At 70.4% G+C, this 15,544-nt stretch carries 16 protein-coding genes; 8 read left to right on the forward strand and 8 right to left on the reverse strand.

The annotated features are described in order from the left end of the window. Window positions 1-2: 2 nt before the first annotated feature. Window positions 3-803, forward strand: a complete 801-nt coding sequence (locus tag J2Y46_RS06875; RefSeq protein ID WP_045301341.1) for a tryptophan-rich sensory protein — start codon at window positions 3-5, stop codon at window positions 801-803. On the opposite strand, the gene J2Y46_RS06880 is transcribed toward J2Y46_RS06875, so the two are convergent. Further along, complete coding sequence (locus J2Y46_RS06880) at window positions 804-1,547, reverse strand: glutamine amidotransferase-related protein (protein ID WP_045301343.1); 744 nt, start codon at window positions 1,545-1,547, stop codon at window positions 804-806. Window positions 1,548-1,671: 124 nt separating this feature from the next. Here J2Y46_RS06880 and J2Y46_RS06885 point away from each other — a divergent pair, with 124 nt between their 5' ends. The 4 genes from J2Y46_RS06885 (at window position 1,672) to J2Y46_RS06900 (ending at window position 7,143) form a co-directional block, all read left to right on the forward strand. Next, window positions 1,672-2,289: an RNA polymerase sigma factor gene (locus tag J2Y46_RS06885; protein ID WP_045301345.1), complete on the forward strand. Its 618-nt coding sequence runs from the start codon at window positions 1,672-1,674 to the stop codon at window positions 2,287-2,289. Then, window positions 2,279-2,746 (forward strand): hypothetical protein, encoded by a 468-nt coding sequence (locus J2Y46_RS06890; protein WP_045301662.1) that lies wholly within the window; start codon window positions 2,279-2,281, stop codon window positions 2,744-2,746. Before J2Y46_RS06885 ends, J2Y46_RS06890 begins: the two co-directional genes overlap by 11 nt. A 74-nt stretch (window positions 2,747-2,820) precedes the next feature. Continuing rightward, entirely contained in the window at window positions 2,821-4,593 is a 1,773-nt protein-coding gene (locus tag J2Y46_RS06895; protein WP_310241248.1) for a S8 family serine peptidase, read from the forward strand. Between the two features lie 60 nt (window positions 4,594-4,653). Next, entirely contained in the window at window positions 4,654-7,143 is a 2,490-nt protein-coding gene (locus tag J2Y46_RS06900; protein WP_045301349.1) for a CHAT domain-containing protein, read from the forward strand. A gap of 219 nt (window positions 7,144-7,362) precedes the next feature. On the opposite strand, the gene J2Y46_RS06905 is transcribed toward J2Y46_RS06900, so the two are convergent. Next, window positions 7,363-8,121, reverse strand: coding sequence for a LysR substrate-binding domain-containing protein (locus J2Y46_RS06905; RefSeq protein ID WP_310241251.1), 759 nt, complete (start codon window positions 8,119-8,121; stop codon window positions 7,363-7,365). 35 nt (window positions 8,122-8,156) lie between these two features. Here J2Y46_RS06905 and J2Y46_RS06910 point away from each other — a divergent pair, with 35 nt between their 5' ends. Next, window positions 8,157-8,555, forward strand: coding sequence for a DUF1304 domain-containing protein (locus J2Y46_RS06910; RefSeq protein WP_211255954.1), 399 nt, complete (start codon window positions 8,157-8,159; stop codon window positions 8,553-8,555). A 21-nt stretch (window positions 8,556-8,576) separates the two neighbouring features. On the opposite strand, the gene J2Y46_RS06915 is transcribed toward J2Y46_RS06910, so the two are convergent. From J2Y46_RS06915 to J2Y46_RS06930, 4 genes are all read right to left on the reverse strand, one after another. Beyond that, window positions 8,577-9,143: a thermonuclease family protein gene (locus J2Y46_RS06915; RefSeq protein WP_052676888.1), complete on the reverse strand. Its 567-nt coding sequence runs from the start codon at window positions 9,141-9,143 to the stop codon at window positions 8,577-8,579. Between the two features lie 42 nt (window positions 9,144-9,185). Continuing rightward, window positions 9,186-9,593 (reverse strand): transferase, encoded by a 408-nt coding sequence (locus J2Y46_RS06920; protein WP_045301351.1) that lies wholly within the window; start codon window positions 9,591-9,593, stop codon window positions 9,186-9,188. 145 nt (window positions 9,594-9,738) lie between these two features. After that, window positions 9,739-11,148 carry an aspartate aminotransferase family protein gene (locus J2Y46_RS06925; RefSeq protein WP_310241255.1) on the reverse strand — a complete coding sequence of 470 codons (1,410 nt, stop codon included), beginning with the start codon at window positions 11,146-11,148 and terminating at the stop codon, window positions 9,739-9,741. A gap of 28 nt (window positions 11,149-11,176) precedes the next feature. Continuing rightward, a complete protein-coding gene (locus tag J2Y46_RS06930; RefSeq protein ID WP_310241257.1) occupies window positions 11,177-12,730 on the reverse strand; it encodes a CoA-acylating methylmalonate-semialdehyde dehydrogenase in 1,554 nt (517 codons plus the stop codon). A gap of 168 nt (window positions 12,731-12,898) precedes the next feature. Between J2Y46_RS06930 and J2Y46_RS06935 the strand changes: the two genes are divergently transcribed. After that, window positions 12,899-14,482, forward strand: a complete 1,584-nt coding sequence (locus J2Y46_RS06935) for a PucR family transcriptional regulator (RefSeq protein WP_045301670.1) — start codon at window positions 12,899-12,901, stop codon at window positions 14,480-14,482. Between the two features lie 5 nt (window positions 14,483-14,487). Here the strand turns inward: J2Y46_RS06935 and J2Y46_RS06940 are convergent, their stop codons facing one another. Next, window positions 14,488-14,901 (reverse strand): type II toxin-antitoxin system VapC family toxin, encoded by a 414-nt coding sequence (locus J2Y46_RS06940; protein WP_045301356.1) that lies wholly within the window; start codon window positions 14,899-14,901, stop codon window positions 14,488-14,490. Further along, window positions 14,898-15,122: a FitA-like ribbon-helix-helix domain-containing protein gene (locus J2Y46_RS06945; RefSeq protein ID WP_045301358.1), complete on the reverse strand. Its 225-nt coding sequence runs from the start codon at window positions 15,120-15,122 to the stop codon at window positions 14,898-14,900. The genes J2Y46_RS06940 and J2Y46_RS06945 overlap by 4 nt, the downstream gene beginning before the upstream one ends. A gap of 67 nt (window positions 15,123-15,189) precedes the next feature. Between J2Y46_RS06945 and J2Y46_RS06950 the strand changes: the two genes are divergently transcribed. After that, the gene (locus J2Y46_RS06950; protein ID WP_045301360.1) at window positions 15,190-15,540 is read left to right on the forward strand and encodes a DUF2695 domain-containing protein; all 351 of its coding nucleotides are present in this window, start codon (window positions 15,190-15,192) and stop codon (window positions 15,538-15,540) included. Window positions 15,541-15,544 lie beyond the last annotated feature (4 nt).

Genomic DNA, 15,544 nt, shown 5'->3' on the forward strand with positions numbered 1-15,544 from the left:
GCATGACCGCCAAGGACCTCGCCCGGCAGATCATCGTCATCAGCGCGTTCTGCTTCATGATCGTGGCCGCGATGGTCGGCACCGGCCTGTTCGGCGGAACGCCGGTCCAGGCGTTGCAGGACGGCGCGCTCGACCAGGACGGCTCGTACCTCGCGCCGGCGCGGCCGGCGTTCTCGATCTGGACCGTGATCTACGTCGGGCTGCTCGCCTACACGGTGTGGCAGGCGCTGCCGCGTCAGCGTGGCAGCGAGCGGCAGCGGGCGCTCGGGTACCTCATCGCGGGAACGATGGTACTGAACGGGCTGTGGCTCGTGACGGCCCAGTTCGGGTCGCTCGCCCTCACGGTGCTCGCGATCATCGTGCTGCTCGCGCTCCTGGGCGTCACGTTCAGCCGCACCGTCATCGAGCCCGCCGACGGCTGGGCCGACCGGCTGCTCGTCGACGGAGTCACGGGCCTGCACCTCGGCTGGGTGACGCTCGCCACCGTCGCGAACGTCACGGCCTGGCTGACCTCGATCGGCCCGCCCGAGTGGGAGGCGTCGGCGGATCTGTGGGGTGTCGTCGTGCTCATCGCCGTCGCCGTCATCGGACTCGGGATCGAGATCGCGAGCCGCTGGCGGCTCGGGCCGGCGCTCGCGCTCGCGTGGGGGCTGGTCTGGCTCGCGGTCGGCCGGCTGGAGGGTGAGCCGCACAGCACCGCGATCGGGGTGACGGCGATCGTCGTCGCCGCCGTGATCCTCGGTACGGCGCTGATAGGCACCGCGGCGCGGGAGCTGACCTCGGTCCGAAACGCCGAGGTGTGATCAGGCGGCCGCGAAGCGGTCGGCGAACGCCCGCAGCAGACGCGTGGGCTCCGTCACGGATGCCGAGAGCACGCGTCCGGCGATCGTGTCGTAGTCCGCGGAGTCGAAGTAGCCGTCGTCGCGGTACACCGCCATGCGCTCGGTGAACGCCTTCGTGGTCGGCTCGGGGTGGAACTGGGTCGCGTAGAGGCGGTCGCCCACACGGTACGCCTGGACGGGGCATCCGTCGTTGCTCGCGAGCAGGACCGCTCCCGGCGGCAGGCTCTCGGTCCCCTCCTTGTGGGCGGTGAGTGCGGTGAATCGATTCGCGAGGGCGCCGAACAGCGGGTCGGCCGATGCCTGCCCCGTGAGCTCGACCGCCACAGGGCCGGTGTCCTCGGGGAACGCACGGCTCACGGTGCCGCCGAGAGTGCGGGTGGCGATGCCGATGCCGTAGCAGGTGAAGAGGGCGGCCGGACCGTCGCCGGTCGCGGTGCGCTCGGCGATGCGCGCGAGGGCCGCCTCGAGGCGCCTTTGCGCGTCGGTCTTGGTCGCCTCGGGGTCGGTGACGTTGAACGGACTGCCGCCCACGAGGAAGCCGGCGTAGCGCTCGAAGACGTCGTCGGGAAGCGGTTCGCGCACCAGGTCGTGGCGGGCGAGGCGGCTCTCATCGAGGTGCATCGCGGTGCGGAAGGACTCGTATTCGGCGGCCGCCGCACCCAGCTGCGGCCGCACGCAGACATAGAGCAACGGCGCGGTCGTCATGCACGAAGTCTAGGTCTCCGCTCACGGACGCTGCGAGACGGCTGAAATCCTCTGTCTTCACCGGGTATTCGTGTATCAAATCGCCACTATCGCGCTCGGGCATGGTGTGGACAGAATGGGCGCTATGACGCAGGCTGGCGCCGAACCATCCGTCGACTCCGTGGAGCCGGCCCGATGGGAGCGCGCCGCCGCACTCTTCGTGCGGTGGCGAGAAGGCGACAGTCGTGCGATGGACGAACTCGTCCGCCTGATGACGCCGCCGCTATGGCACGTCGTGAGGGCGTACGGGCTCGACCATTCGTTGGCGCAGGACGTCGTGCAGACGACCTGGCTGACGCTCGTGCGCCGTCACGAGACCATCAACGACCCGCTCGCGGTGTCGGGGTGGCTCACGATGTGCGCGCGCCGCGAGGCGTGGCGGGTCGGCAAACAGCATCGGCGTGCCGATGCGACCGAGGCCGAGTCGCTCGAACCGCACCTTCCGGTCCACGAATCCGCCGAGCAGACCGCCGCGCAGGACGACGAGACCCGTCGCCTCTGGACAGCGGTCGGAACGCTCAACGAACGATGCCAGCGTCTGCTGCGGATCGTCGCGTTCGAAGACCGCCCCGACTATGCCCGCATCGCCGAAGACCTCGCGATGCCCATCGGATCGATCGGACCGACCCGCCAGCGCTGCCTCGCAAAGCTACGCGCCGTACTTGAGGGCGACGGATGGAGAGGTGACGACGATGGAAATTGAGGACTTCGCGGCCGACGCCGCGCTCTTCGCACGAATGCGGCGCATGTGGGAGGACGTCGACCCCGTGCCGGCGGACCTGGTCGACCAGATGGTGGCCGCGGTCGCCGTCGAGGACCTGTCACGGGAGTACGCCCTCCTGACACTTGTCGAAGGCACGTTCGCGGCCGTGCGCGGCGAGAGCGACACAGCGACGCTCCAGTTCAGCGACGGCACGACCAGCGTGCTGCTGCATGTGACCGCCACCGAGGGCGGCGACCGGCGCGTGGACGGATGGGTGGACGCCACCGCCCTCGCCATTCGTCTCATCCAGGGCGACCGGGAATGGTCGGCCGAACCGGGCGAGCACGGACGCTTCGCCTTCGACGAGGTCACGCCCGGGGTGGCGCGGCTTCGCCTGGTGGTGCGCGACGCCGACGGTGCGATGCGCGACTTCCAGACCCCGCAGTTCGAAGTCTGACAAGCAGTTCGAGATACGGAGAACGGATGCCGCGGCCTGGGGGCCGCGGCTCCCATGTGTGTGAGGAGAACGATATGGCCAGCGCAAGCGGATCCTGGCGGGACCGGGTCAAAGCCGGAGCGCCTCGCGGAGTGGTCCTCGACCCGACGCGGAACGTGGTGCCGGGCTACGAGGCGTTCCCGAGCGCCTACGCGCCGGGGCATCTGCTGATCTTCGGCGACAGGACGGACTCCGAGAGCACGCTGCTCGCCGCAGCGCAGGAGCTCGGCTGGGACTTGGAGGTGGACCGCATCCGCCCCGAGGATTCGTCGCAGGACGACATCTGGAAGGCGACGATCATCCAGCTGCCGAGTCCGACGCGCGACGACGAGCCGGTGCCGCCCGTCGACGCCTGGCGCCTCCTCCAGCACGCGCGGCGACTCGAGATCGAGCAGGCGGAGATCGCTCAGCGGTCCGCGGGGACCACCCGTGAGCGGGCGCTCACCGACGCGGCGGAAGAGAGCCGCGTCCGGGCGGAGGTGCGGCGAAAGGTCGCGGTGGAGGCGGCGAACCAGCGTGAGGAATTCACCTCCCGGCGTTCTCCGGTCCAATCGCGCGGTCCGGGGGAGCGCACGGCGCGCGAGACGCGGCTGCGCAACGTCAGCCTGGACCACGTCCTGACCGTCGATCCGATCGGACTGAATCCCCACTCGATCACGAACCCGCACTCGATCACGAACCCGCACAGCATCACCAACCCGCACTCGATCACGAACCCCTCGGGCACGGACGGCTACGCGTACCCCGGAAACGGCGGCCTCGAGATCGTGTCGTACATCGGCCCCGACCCGGTGCGCTCGACCGCGAAGTTCTCCGGCAGGAGGCCGGTCGTCGCGGTCGTCGACACGGGGTGCGGCAAGCATCCGTGGCTCCCGCCCTACGAGAAGGGGGATCTGGGCGAAGGCGTGGCGGCGGACCCGACAGTCATCGTCCGGCGCGGCGCGCTGCCAGACGGACAGCTCATCGGCATGCAGGGTGCCTCGACCGACCCCGAGGTGAACGGCGACCAGTCCGGCCCCCTGGACGGGTACCTGGACGCGGCCGCAGGACACGGCACCTTCGTCTGCGGCATCGTCCGTCAGGTGGCCCCCGAGGCGGAGATCATCGCGATCCGGGTGGCCGACAGCAACGGAACCGCGCTCGAGAACGAGCTGATCATCGCGCTGGAGGAACTGGCTGCGTGGGTCGAGGCCGACCCGAAGAACAAGGTCGATGTCGTGAACCTCTCGCTGGGCTACTACCACGAGACCCCCGAAGACGGGCAGTACAGCGATCGGCTGTACAAGGCGCTCGTCCGGCTGCGGGCGAAGGGCTGTGCGATCGTCTGCTCGGCGGGCAACGACGCGACGGCGCGACCGGCGTTCCCCGCGGCGCTCTGGGAAGGGGGCGACCCCGACCTCGGCCTCGACGACGCCGAGGGCCTCGCGCGCCACCTCGCTGTCGGCGCGCTCAACCCGCAGGGCACCTCCGCGGCGCTGTTCAGCAACGTCGGGCCGTGGGTCACGCACTTCGCGCCCGGCACCTCGATCGTCAGCACCTTCCCGAGGTTCCAGGGCGGCGTGCAGGCGGGCTCCCGTGCCGACTCCATAGACCGCTTCCGCGAGAGCCTGGACCCGGACGACCACTCGGGCGGGTTCGCCATCTGGAGCGGGACCTCGTTCGCCGCGCCGTATGTCTCCGGCGTCATCGCCCGGGCACTGAGCTCTTCGCTGATGAACCCGAGCGCCGTGCCCGAGTCGGCAGATGCGGTGATCGAGCGGGCGCTGAAGAAGGTCGTCGACGCGGACCGCTCCAAGAAGACCAACTAACGCTCCGGCGGACCCGCCTGCCGCTCGCCATCCGGCGGCGGGCGGGTCCATCATTGCTCTGTGGGGGAGAGCGCAGACCAGCTGTACCAACGGGGACGCCATCTGGCGACCCGTGGCAGCTACCTCGATGCGAAGCGCTCCCTCGCAGCGGCCGCCGAAGCGGCGGATGCCGACGGTGACACCGAGCTCAGCGCGCGCATCGCCGGCACCACGGCCTACGTCCTGGCGCGGCTGGGCGACGTCGACGCGGGCGAGCGCATCTGCCTCGAGGCCCTCGACCGGCCGGGCCTCTCGGCCGGGGCCGTCGCGCAGCTGCAAGGGCAGCTCGGGATGCTCGCGACCGAGCGCGGCCGGATCGACGAGGCGATCGGGTGGTTCGGCAAGAGCATCCACGGCCTGTCCGACGAGCCTGTGCGCCAGGCCAACACGCGCGTGAACCGCAGCATCGCCCTGATGCAGACGGGGAAGCTCGCCGCAGCGATCGAGGATCTCGAAGCGGCGGAGGAGGTCTACCGGACAGCCGGCCTCGAGCAGGAGGCGAATCTCGCGGTCCACAACCGCGGCTATGCGCTCATGCTCGGCGGCGATCTCGTCGCCGCCCTGCGGACGATGCAGTCGGTGAGGGAACCCCTCGACAGCGAGTCCGCACTGTGGGCGGCGATCAACGAGCTCGACCGTGCCGAGGTGCTGCGCGATGCTGGGCTGACCACGGAAGCCGAACGCAGCCTCGTCGCGGTCGCCGCGTCGCTCGGTCGTCACCATGCTCCGAGCGAACGGGCTGCCGCCGAGTATCAGCTCGCGCGTTCGCTCCTGAACCACGACCCCGAGCGCGCCGCCACCGTCGCCGGCAACGCCGCCCGCCGATTCCGGCGCGTGGGAAGCCCGGGCGGGGCCGCGCGCGCTGAGGCCGTGCGCCTGCGCGCGAGGTTGTCGACGAGGAACCATGACCGCTCCGGCGATCCGCTCTCGCCCCCGGGGCGACTGCCGTCGAAGGGCGCCGTGGACGGCGTCGCCGGGCGGCTCGCAGACCTGGGCTTCTCCGCCGACGCGGAGGTTCTCGTGATCGCCGATGCACTGGCGCGGGTGAGGCGCGGGAGCGCCACGGCGGCACCCGCCTTCCGCGTCGCGAAGAACACCCGGCTCGAATCGGCCCTGCTGGTGCAGGAGCTGCGCGCTGCCGATGCCATGCGGCGGCACAGGAATGGGGAGGCCCGACGTCACGCACAACGGGGCCTCGATCTGCTCGACGCGTCGTTCACCGACGGCGCCAGCCTCGACCTTCACGGCTCCGTGATGATGCGTGGGCTCGGCCTGCTCACCGTCGGCCTCGGGGCGGCGCTGCGCTCGGGGCGGCCCGACACGGTGTTCGACTGGTCGGAGCGAGCCCGACTGGGCAGCGAGCGGGTCGTTCCGGTGCGCCCTTCACCTGATCCCGGGCTCGCGGCCGATCTGGCGGAGCTCCGGGTCCTCCGCATGAACCACCCCGACGGCGGGTGGCTGGCGGATCCCCGGGCGCGCGCCCTGCAGGATCGAGCGCGCGAGCACCAGTGGTCCGGAACCGGCGCAGCGGGGCTTCAACGCCGAGTGACCCTCACCGAGGTCCAGACCGGGATCGCGCCGGGCGAGGCTCTCGCGAACTTCGTCTTCGATGGCGAGCGGCTGGTGGTGCTCGTCGTCGACTGCGACGACGCGGTGATGACCGAGCTCGATTGGGCGGCGTGCCGCCGTGCGATGCGTGGTCTTCGCGCCGATCTCGACGTGCATGCCGCGGTCTCCACGGGCCCGATGGCCGAGATCGTGCGGACGTCGCTGACCGATCGTCTTGCTGCCCTGTCGGCGGCCCTGCTCGAGCCGTGGCTGGCCCGCGTCGGTGCGTCTCGCGTCGCCCTCACGATCCCGGGCGTACTGGCGGGGGTGCCCTGGGCGATGCTGCCGGCATTCCGCGGCGTCGCCATCTCGGTGGCGGGTTCCGCGAGCGGCTGGCTCCGGCGGCGCGAGCAGCCGTATCGGACCCCGGCGAGCGCAGGGTTCGCGGTGGGTCCGCGGGTTCCGCGCGGCGAAGAGGAGGTCCTCTTGGCAGCCGACTCGTGGCGCGATCCCGCCGTGCTCACCGGCGGTGCGGCCGAGGTGCGGGCCGTCACTGCTCTGGCGGGCGACGTCGATGTGCTGCACGTCGCCGCGCACGGCAGGCACGCACTGGACAACCCCATGTTCTCGGGGTTCGAGCTCGCGGACGGGACGCTGTTCGGCTACGACATCGACCTCATTCCCGAGGTGCCCGACACCGTCATCCTCTCGGCGTGCGAGGTGGGACGTTCGTCCGTGCGCTGGGGCGAGGAAGCGGTCGGGATGACGCGCATCTGGCTGCACGCAGGTGCGCGGGCGGTCATCGCCGCTCCCGTCGTGGTCGCCGACGACGACGCGTGCGAGCTGCTGGGCGCGGTTCACGAGGGCCTCGCGGCGGGTATCGCGCCGTCTGAAGCGCTGGCCGCGGCATCCGTCCGCACCGGCATCGTCGCCCCGTTCCAGGTGCACGGCGCCGGCTTCTGAGATTTCTTCGCGTTCTGGGTATCAGGACGGATGCCGCGTGCTCCTGGTCATCGGAACGGCTTTCGCTTCGCCGACGGGGGGGGTTGGGGAGCGGCTGACAGAAGACCCTCCTGGGGACGCAGAATCGGCTGTGGGTCTTCGCCGCCGATCCTCGAGGGGTGCTGCATGGGACTGGGGCGGCACCCCTCATCCTCACGCTTGCGTGGCGCGGCGCGGTGCTCAGCCTCGCGAGGAGTTCGCGGTGCGGCCGCGCACGATCCCGACGAACGCGTCGACGGCCGGGGTGGTCCTCTCGGCGGACCACGCGAGCGCCACCGTCGAGATCGGGCCTCCGCGCAGCGCGCGGTAGTCGACGTCCTTGCGATGATGCAGTCGTGCGATCGACATCGGCACCACCACGATCCCGACACCGGCCGCGACGGTGGCGATCGCCTCGCCGGTGTCGGCCGGCGGCGCGAACCGCGGCGCGATGGTGCCGGGAAGCCGGATGGCGAGCACGTCGTCCTGCGGCACGATGAGCACCTCGCCCACGAGGTCCGCCGCGTCGAGCTCGTCGTCGGCGGCGGTCAGATGGGAGTCCTTCGCGCACACGACCACCGTGACCTCGTCGTACAGCGGGATGACGTGGAGGCCGTCCTTGTCGAGCGGCAGCCGCACGAGCGCCGCGTCGACCTCGCCGCCGAGGAGCGCATGCCGCTGATCGGCGACCTCCAGGGGCACGAGCTCGAGGCTGGTCTGCGGCATCCGTTCCTTCCAGGTGTCGATCCACCTGCCGGGGGTCGCGCCCGGGATCGCACCCAGTGTGAAGGTCGCGGGCATTGCGGCTTCGATGGGCGGTGCCGGCGACGGCCCGGGCGACGGCTGCGGCCGCCGTGCCTTGGCGGGCTTCGCCTTCGAGGACGACGCGGATGCCGCGCCCGGACGCTTGCCCGATCCGCCGCGTCCTCGTCCGCCTGTGCGCGACCCGCCCTTCGCCATGCTGTTCAGCGTAGCCGGGGCGATATGGTTCGCTCATGGTGGCGATTCTGGCAACGGTCTTCGCGGCGCTCGCGGCGCTCCTGCACGTCTACATCTTCGTGATGGAGAGCGTCCAGTGGACGCAGCCCAAGATCTGGAAACGATTCGGTGTGGCCGACCAGGCGGCTGCAGAGACGACGAAGTCGATGGCGTACAACCAGGGCTTCTACAACCTGTTCCTCGCCATCGGCGTCGTGGTCGGGCTCGTGCTTCTCTTCGCGGGAAGCGACACCGCGCCGGTCCACGCGGCGGGGCTCGCGCTGGTGCTGTTCGCGCTGGGGTCGATGGTGGCCGCGGCGCTGGTGCTGCTCACGACCGGGCTGCGGTACCTGCGGGCGGCTCTCATCCAGGGCACGCTGCCCCTCATCGGGTTCGTGCTGTTCCTCTTCGCCTGACCGCTCAACCCGCGTGACCCCTCAGCCGCACGCGCCCCACTGCCCGGCAGCCGCGGCGACCGCTGCGGACTCGAGTGAGCGCAGCAGGGTCTCCTGGCTGCGATTGGGTGAATAGACCTCGACCCGCGCATCGCCCTGCGCGACGAGTTCGCCGTTCACGAAGCGGCCGTCGGGCGTCCAGACGTAGAGCAGGGTTCTGCCGTACTTGTCGTGCACCTCGACGTCGGCGGCGACCCAGATCGTCGATCCCACGGGGACGAGCGATGTCAGCTTCGTCGTCGCCTCCGCACCCCAGCAGTCGAGTCGGGGCGAGATCTCGGGAGTGTCGATACCCAGGAGTCGCACCCGAGTCGACTCGAGATCGCTGACGACCGCATTCGGGGCTGCGACACGAGCGCGCAGCGTGTCGCCGTCGTGGACGCTCTCGACGGTCATCTCGAACGCGTCCGCCGGGATCGCCGGCATCGTGGCGGACGTGCCCGTCGCCGGCTGTGCGAGGTCGGCGCCCGCGTCGCGCCCGATGAACCACCAGTAAGCCGTGCCCGCGATCACGAGCAACAGGATTCCGATGAGGACGCGTCTGAACACGACGCGAGCCTATGCGGTGGCGCCGACGCGCCACCGCGACGATCAGGCTGCCAGGCGCAGTCCGCGCTTGTCGGTGGCGACGCGCTCGCCGTCGGCGATCGTCTCGTCGTCGCCGATGAGCGAGCCTCCGGCGACACGGGCGTCGTGCCCGACCTGGGTGCGCACGCCGATCTTCACACGCGGGCCGATGGCTGCGCGCGGCCCGATGTGGGCGTGCGGTGCGATCTCGGCGTCGGGTCCGATGACGGCATCCGTCTCGACCCACACGCCACGGCCGACGTGCGCGCCTGCGGCGATCTGCACGCCCGGTTCGACATACGCCCCCGCTTCGACGATGGCGCTCGGGTGCACCTTCGCTCCATGCGCGATCAGGCCCCGACCGTTGACGTGCTTGCGGTAGCGCAGCATCTCGCCCTGGTCGTTCTCGATGTCGATGTAGTTCTTGCCCACGTTCCCCTCCTGGAGCAGCACATGGTGCTGAGTACAGGAATAACGGTGGGCGGGGGTGATTCATTCCCGCGCATCGGAACGATTCGCCTGGCGGGCGCGAAGCGGCCCCGCGTCCTGCGTTGACGCGGGCCGGAAGGGTCGGTGATCAGGGGTTCACGTACTCGTCGGCGGTCGAGAGGGCCCGGTCGATGACGTCGAGGCCGCGCACCAGCTCGTCCTCGGTGATCACCAGCGGAGGCGCCACGTGCACGCGGTTGAAGTGCGTGAAGGGCCATACCCCTTCCCGCCTGCACGCCGCGGCGACCGCGGCGATGGGTGCAGCATCCGTCCCGCTCGCGTTGAAGGGCACGAGCTGCTCGCGGGTCTCGCGATCCTTGACGAGCTCGATCGCCCAGAAGAGGCCCATTCCCCGCACATCGCCGACGGACGGATGCCGCGACGCGAGGTCGCGCAGGCGTGGCTCCACCACACGCGATCCGAGGTCGCGCACGCGCTCGAGGATGCCGTCGCGCTCGAACACCTCGAACGTGGCGACGCCCGCCGCGCACGCCAGCGGGTGGCCCGAGTAGGTGAGCCCGCCGGGGAAGGACACGGTGTCGAAGTGCGAGGCGATCCGGTCGGAGATCACGACGCCGCCGAGAGGCACATAGCCTGAGTTCACGCCCTTCGCGAACGTGATGAGGTCGGGCTTCACGTCGAACGCCTGGAAGGCGAACCATTCGCCCACGCGGCCGAAGCCCACCATGACCTCGTCGGCGATGTAGACGATGCCGTAGCGGTCGCACAGCTCGCGCACGCCGGCGAGATAGCCCGGCGGCGGCACGAGCACGCCGTTCGTGCCGACGACCGTCTCGATGATGATCGCGGCGATCGTCGTGGCGCCCTCGAGCACGATGGTCTGCTCGAGGTGCTCGAGCGCACGCTGCGCCTCCTCCTCGGCGCTCGACGAGTGGAACGCCGAGCGGTACGGGTACGGGCCGAAGAACTTCGCGGTCGAGCCGTCGGCCGGCTCGTTCGGCCACCGGCGGGGGTCGCCGGTCAGCGAGATCGCGGTGGTGGTGTTGCCGTGATAGCTGCGGTACATCGACAGCACCTTGCGGCGGCCGGTCACGAGGCGCGCCATGCGCACGGCGTTCTCGTTCGCATCCGCGCCGCCGTTCGTGAAGAAGACCTTCTCGAAGCCGTCGCCCGCCACCTCTGCGATGCGCCGGGCGAGCTCGCCTCGCACGTCGTTGGCCATCGACGGCTGGATCGTCGCGAGACGGCCCGCCTGACTCTGGATCGCCTGGACGAGATCCGGATGCTGGTGCCCGAGGTTCAGGTTCACCAGCTGGGAGCTGAAGTCGAGGTAGGCGTTGCCGTTGTAGTCCCAGAAGGTCGACCCCTCACCCGCGGCGATGGGGAGCGGGTCGATGAGCGCCTGCGCACTCCACGAGTGGAACACGTGGCCGCGATCGTCGGCGCGGACGCGGGCGTCGGCCTCGGGGTCGGGCAGCGGGCGGGAGACGCCGGTCGGGTCCGTGTAGACGGCGGCGTCTGCGAGCGTGTCGGTCATGGGAGTCCTTGGGATCCGAGTCTGGGGGTCAGTTGTTCTGGGGGAAGCCGAGGTTGATGCCGCCGTGGCTGGCGGGGTCGAGCCAGCGGCTGGTGATGGCCTTTTCGCGGGTGAAGAAGTCGAACCCGTGGACGCCGTAGGCTTTCGCGTCGCCGAACAGGGATTGCTTCCAGCCGCCGAAGGAGTGGTAGGCGACGGGGACGGGGATGGGCACGTTGATGCCGATCATGCCGACTTCGACTTCGTTCTGGAAGCGTCGGGCGGCGCCGCCGTCGTTGGTGAAGATCGCGGTGCCGTTGCCGAACTCGCCGGAGTTGATGAGCTCCAGCCCCTCGTCGTAGGACTGCACGCGGACGATGGAGAGGACGGGTCCGAAGATCTCCTCCTGGTACGCGCGGCTGGTGGTGGGGATGTCGTCGATGAGGGTGGGGCCGAAGAAGAACCCGTCCTCGTGCCCGGCCACCTGGAAGCGACGGCCGTCGACGACGATCTTCGCGCCGTCCGCCTCGGCGATGTCGACATAGGAGGAGACCTTGTCGCGGTGGATGCCGGTGATGAGGGGGCCCATGTCGGGCTCGACACCGTCCACCCCGGCACCGTTGCCGATGCGGAGCTTGGCGATGCGGTCTTGGATCTTCGCGATGAGGTCGTCGGCGACGGGTTCGACGGCGAGGACCACGGAGATGGCCATGCAGCGTTCGCCGGCGGCACCGTAGCCGGCGTTGACGGCCTGGTCGGCGACGAGGTCCAGGTCCGCGTCCGGGAGCACGAGCATGTGGTTCTTCGCGCCACCGAGCGCCTGCACCCGCTTGCCGTGGCGCGAGGCGGTCTCGTAGATGTACTGCGCGATCGGGGTGGACCCGACGAACGAGATCGAGGCGACCTCCGGGGAGGTGAGCAGGCCGTCCACGGCCAGCTTGTCGCCCTGCAGCACCGTGAACACCCCGTCCGGCAGCCCCGCCTCCTTCCACAGCTCGGCCAGCCAGAGCGCGGCGGACGGGTCCTTCTCACTGGGCTTGAGGACCACGGCGTTGCCCGCGGCGATCGCGATCGGGAAGAACCACATCGGCACCATCGCCGGGAAGTTGAACGGCGAGATGATGCCGACCACGCCCAGCGGCTGCTTGAGCGAGTACACGTCGATGCCGGTCGACGCGTTCTCACTGAACGCGCCCTTGATCAGGTGGGGGAACCCGGTCGCGAGCTCGACGACCTCCTGGCCGCGCAGGATCTCCCCCATCGCGTCGGAGAGCACCTTGCCGTGCTCTGCCGTGATGATCTCCGCCAACTCCCGCTTACGCGCGTTCAGCAGCTCCCGGAACGCGAACAGCACGCTCTGCCGCCTGGCGATCGAATAGCCCTTCCAGACCTGGAACCCGGCTACCGCCGACGCGATCGCCGCGTCGATCTCGGCCTGATCCGCCAACGCCACCCGCGCCGACACACGGCCGGTCGCCGGATTGAACACCGGCGCCGTCCGACCCGACGACGACGCCCGCTCCGCCCCGTCGATCCAATGCGAGATCACCCGGACGTCGGCGTCGGTGGTCGCGGGCGCGACGGCGCTCTCAGCAATGCTCATGGGAGGCTCCTTCTCGGTGTCGGACAGATCGTGTGGTGATCCCCTAGGCTTGACGGGTCCCAGCCTGTCATAGAAGAAGAGGCGGCCACGGTGCCCGACCGTCGCGAAGATCGGACGATCCACACGGATCGTCCGGCAGATCGATCCGCAGATGAGATCCTCCCGACCGTGCGCGAAGTGATCGCGCTCGAAGCGGTCGCGCAGGGCGTTCCCGAAGTGCTCGTCGGCGACGACGCGCTCGATGCGCGCGTGCGATGGCTGCACGTCTCCGACAGTGCAGGCGTAGCGCGCCTGCTGGACGGCGGAGAGATGCTGCTGTCGACCGGTTCATCGTGGCCGTCGGAGCCGGGAGATCTCCGCCGGTTCATCGGCGAGCTCGCCGACGCAGGGCTCTCCGGCCTCGTGCTCGAGCTCGGCACGCACTACCGGTACGTCCCCGCGGTGGTCGTCGAGGCCGCCCGCGAACGCGGCCTCGCCCTGGTCGTGCTCCACCGGGAGCTGAAGTTCGTCACGGTCACCGAGGCCGTCCACAGTCGCATCATCACCGGACAGACCGACGCGCTGCGTGCGCGCGACGAGGTGCGAGAGCGCTTCACCGCTCTGGTGCTGCGCGGATCGCCCGCAGACTTCATCGTCCACCAGCTGGCCCAGACGCTCGGCGCGCCCATCGTGCTCGAGAACCTCGGCTACGAGGTGGTCGCGGCGGAGGTGCCGCTCGCGATGGAGGAGGAGCTCTTCACCGAGTGGGAGCTGCGATCGCGCTCCGCGCACCGGCGCTCCGAGCAACGCCGAGAGCGCGGCATCTCGGCCGGAGCAGACGATTGGCTGATCGTCCCGGTCGAGGCACGAGGCATCCGCTGGGGGAATCTCATCGCGCTGCCCGGACCCGAGCACGCGGCCGGGCGCACGGCGGTGCTCGAGCAGGGCGCGATCGCCCTCGCCGTCGGCCGTCTCGCCGACGGCGACGCCGACGAATGGGCGCGCATCGGCCGGCGTCGCCTGGTCGACGGGCTGCTCGCCGGACGCTTCGCCGGTGTCGGCGGTGCCGCCGCGCGCCTCGAGGCGGCCGGTCTGCCCCTGCGGGGCGCCAAGCTCTACGGTCTGGTCGTGTCGGGCGCGCCGATCGCGGTGGAGCGGGCGGATGCTGCGGCGCGCGCCCTGCGCGGGCGCGCGCTGGCAGGTTCCGCGCCGGCGGGCGTGGTGGCGCCGGCGACCACGCTGCTGATGTCGCTGCCGTCGGACGCCGTTTTCGACGATGCGGCCGTGGTCGCGTTCGTGCGCGCGCTCGTCGATGCCGCCGACGTCGAGCGCGTCACCGTCTCGGTCGGGCGCGGTGCCGAGGGCATCGACGCCGCGCTCGCCTCGGTGCACGAGGCGGTCGACCTCGCGGGCGGCCGGCGACGGCGCTCCGGGCGAGGTCCGCACCTGCGGCGCGCCGAGAATCGTCCGCTCGTGCAGCTGGTCACCGCGCTGCGTGATGACCATCGCGTGCTCGAGCACGGCGAGCGGATGCTGGCCCCGCTCATCGCCTACGACCTCTCGCGGTCGGGCGACCTGCTCGACGTCCTCGAGGCGATGCTCGCTCACCCGGGCAACCGCACCGCGGCGGCAGGGGCATCCCATCTGTCCCGGTCGGTGTTCTATCAGCGCATTGCGCTCATCGAGGAGCTGCTGGGGGCGGATCTCGACGATGGCGAGACCCAGACCGCGCTGCATTTGGCGCTGCTCGTGCGGCGGTCGGCAGGGCGCTGACGCGTCTACGCGTCCCTGGGCTCCCAGGGGTCGACGAGGTCGATGCCGAGATCCTCGAAGTCCTTCGTGTTGCGCGTCGCAAGAGTCGCGCCGTGCACGGCCGCGGTCGCGGCGATCATCCCGTCCTCCACGCACAGCGGACGTCCGATGAGCCGGCGAGCCTCCTGCAGGCGTGCGTAGCTCCGGGCGGCTCGCTCGTCGAATGGCAGCACGCGACTCCCCGAGAGGATCGAGTCGATGGCCGCGATCAGTCGCTCGCGGCGCGCACCCTCCGGAAGCCGCCTGGCTCCGACAAGGAGCTCCGCGACGGAGATCGCGGTGATCGCGGCATCGGTCCGCGACTTCATCCAGGCCACGACAGCGGTGTCAGGCGTCGAGCGCAGCGGTTCGGACAGCACATTCGTGTCGAGGATGATCACGACAGATCGAGCTCGCGGGGGAGGCTGCGCGCGGGTGGTTCGAGGTCGATGGCGAGACTGCTCGCCGCGTCGATCCAATCGACGATCATGCTGCTGGGCGACACCGCGCTCGTCAGGATCGCTCGCGCTTCCGCCTCCATCGACCGGCCGTGCGCGGCGGCTCGCTCCTTCAGGCGCTGCTGAACCTCGTCATCGAGGTTGCGGACGGTGATGGCACCCACGGCTGCTCCCTTCGACTGCTGGCAATGCTAGCACTTCGATGTCGGAGGCCGGAGCCATGCTCGCGCCATGGAATCAGCCATCGACATCCAAGCCGAATCGTTCGTCCGTGAGCTCGCCGCCGCTATCATCGCTGCGCGGGACGGCGAATGCCTGGCGTGCTATCTCGACCGCGTCCTGCGCGACGCCGCCTGCGACGGCTCGCTGCGCCTGGCGCGCACCTACCGCGACGCACTGGCGCCGCGTGCCGTTGCGCTCGAGGGGCGCCTCGAGAGCGGCGGCGGCTTCTGCGATTGCGAGGTGCTGATGAACGTCTACTGGTCGAAGACCGACGAGGTGAGACCATGCCGCGGCGCGAGGCGCGGGTCCACGAAGCCGTGCGACCTCTGGCTGCGCCGCAGACGCGGGGATCGGTGGTGAGCCC

Source organism: Microbacterium sp. BE35, from assembly GCF_031457705.1.
Taxonomy (GTDB): Bacteria; Actinomycetota; Actinomycetes; order Actinomycetales; family Microbacteriaceae; genus Microbacterium; species Microbacterium trichothecenolyticum.

Coding starts and splice junctions, on each gene's coding strand:
- J2Y46_RS06875 (WP_045301341.1), top strand. CDS start 3: ATGACCGCCAAGGACCTCGCCCGGCAGATCATCGTCATCAGCGCGTTC.
- J2Y46_RS06880 (WP_045301343.1), bottom strand. CDS start 1,547: ATGACGACCGCGCCGTTGCTCTATGTCTGCGTGCGGCCGCAGCTGGGT.
- J2Y46_RS06885 (WP_045301345.1), top strand. CDS start 1,672: ATGACGCAGGCTGGCGCCGAACCATCCGTCGACTCCGTGGAGCCGGCC.
- J2Y46_RS06890 (WP_045301662.1), top strand. CDS start 2,279: ATGGAAATTGAGGACTTCGCGGCCGACGCCGCGCTCTTCGCACGAATG.
- J2Y46_RS06895 (WP_310241248.1), top strand. CDS start 2,821: ATGGCCAGCGCAAGCGGATCCTGGCGGGACCGGGTCAAAGCCGGAGCG.
- J2Y46_RS06905 (WP_310241251.1), bottom strand. CDS start 8,121: ATGGCGAAGGGCGGGTCGCGCACAGGCGGACGAGGACGCGGCGGATCG.
- J2Y46_RS06910 (WP_211255954.1), top strand. CDS start 8,157: ATGGTGGCGATTCTGGCAACGGTCTTCGCGGCGCTCGCGGCGCTCCTG.
- J2Y46_RS06925 (WP_310241255.1), bottom strand. CDS start 11,148: ATGACCGACACGCTCGCAGACGCCGCCGTCTACACGGACCCGACCGGC.
- J2Y46_RS06930 (WP_310241257.1), bottom strand. CDS start 12,730: ATGAGCATTGCTGAGAGCGCCGTCGCGCCCGCGACCACCGACGCCGAC.
- J2Y46_RS06950 (WP_045301360.1), top strand. CDS start 15,190: ATGGAATCAGCCATCGACATCCAAGCCGAATCGTTCGTCCGTGAGCTC.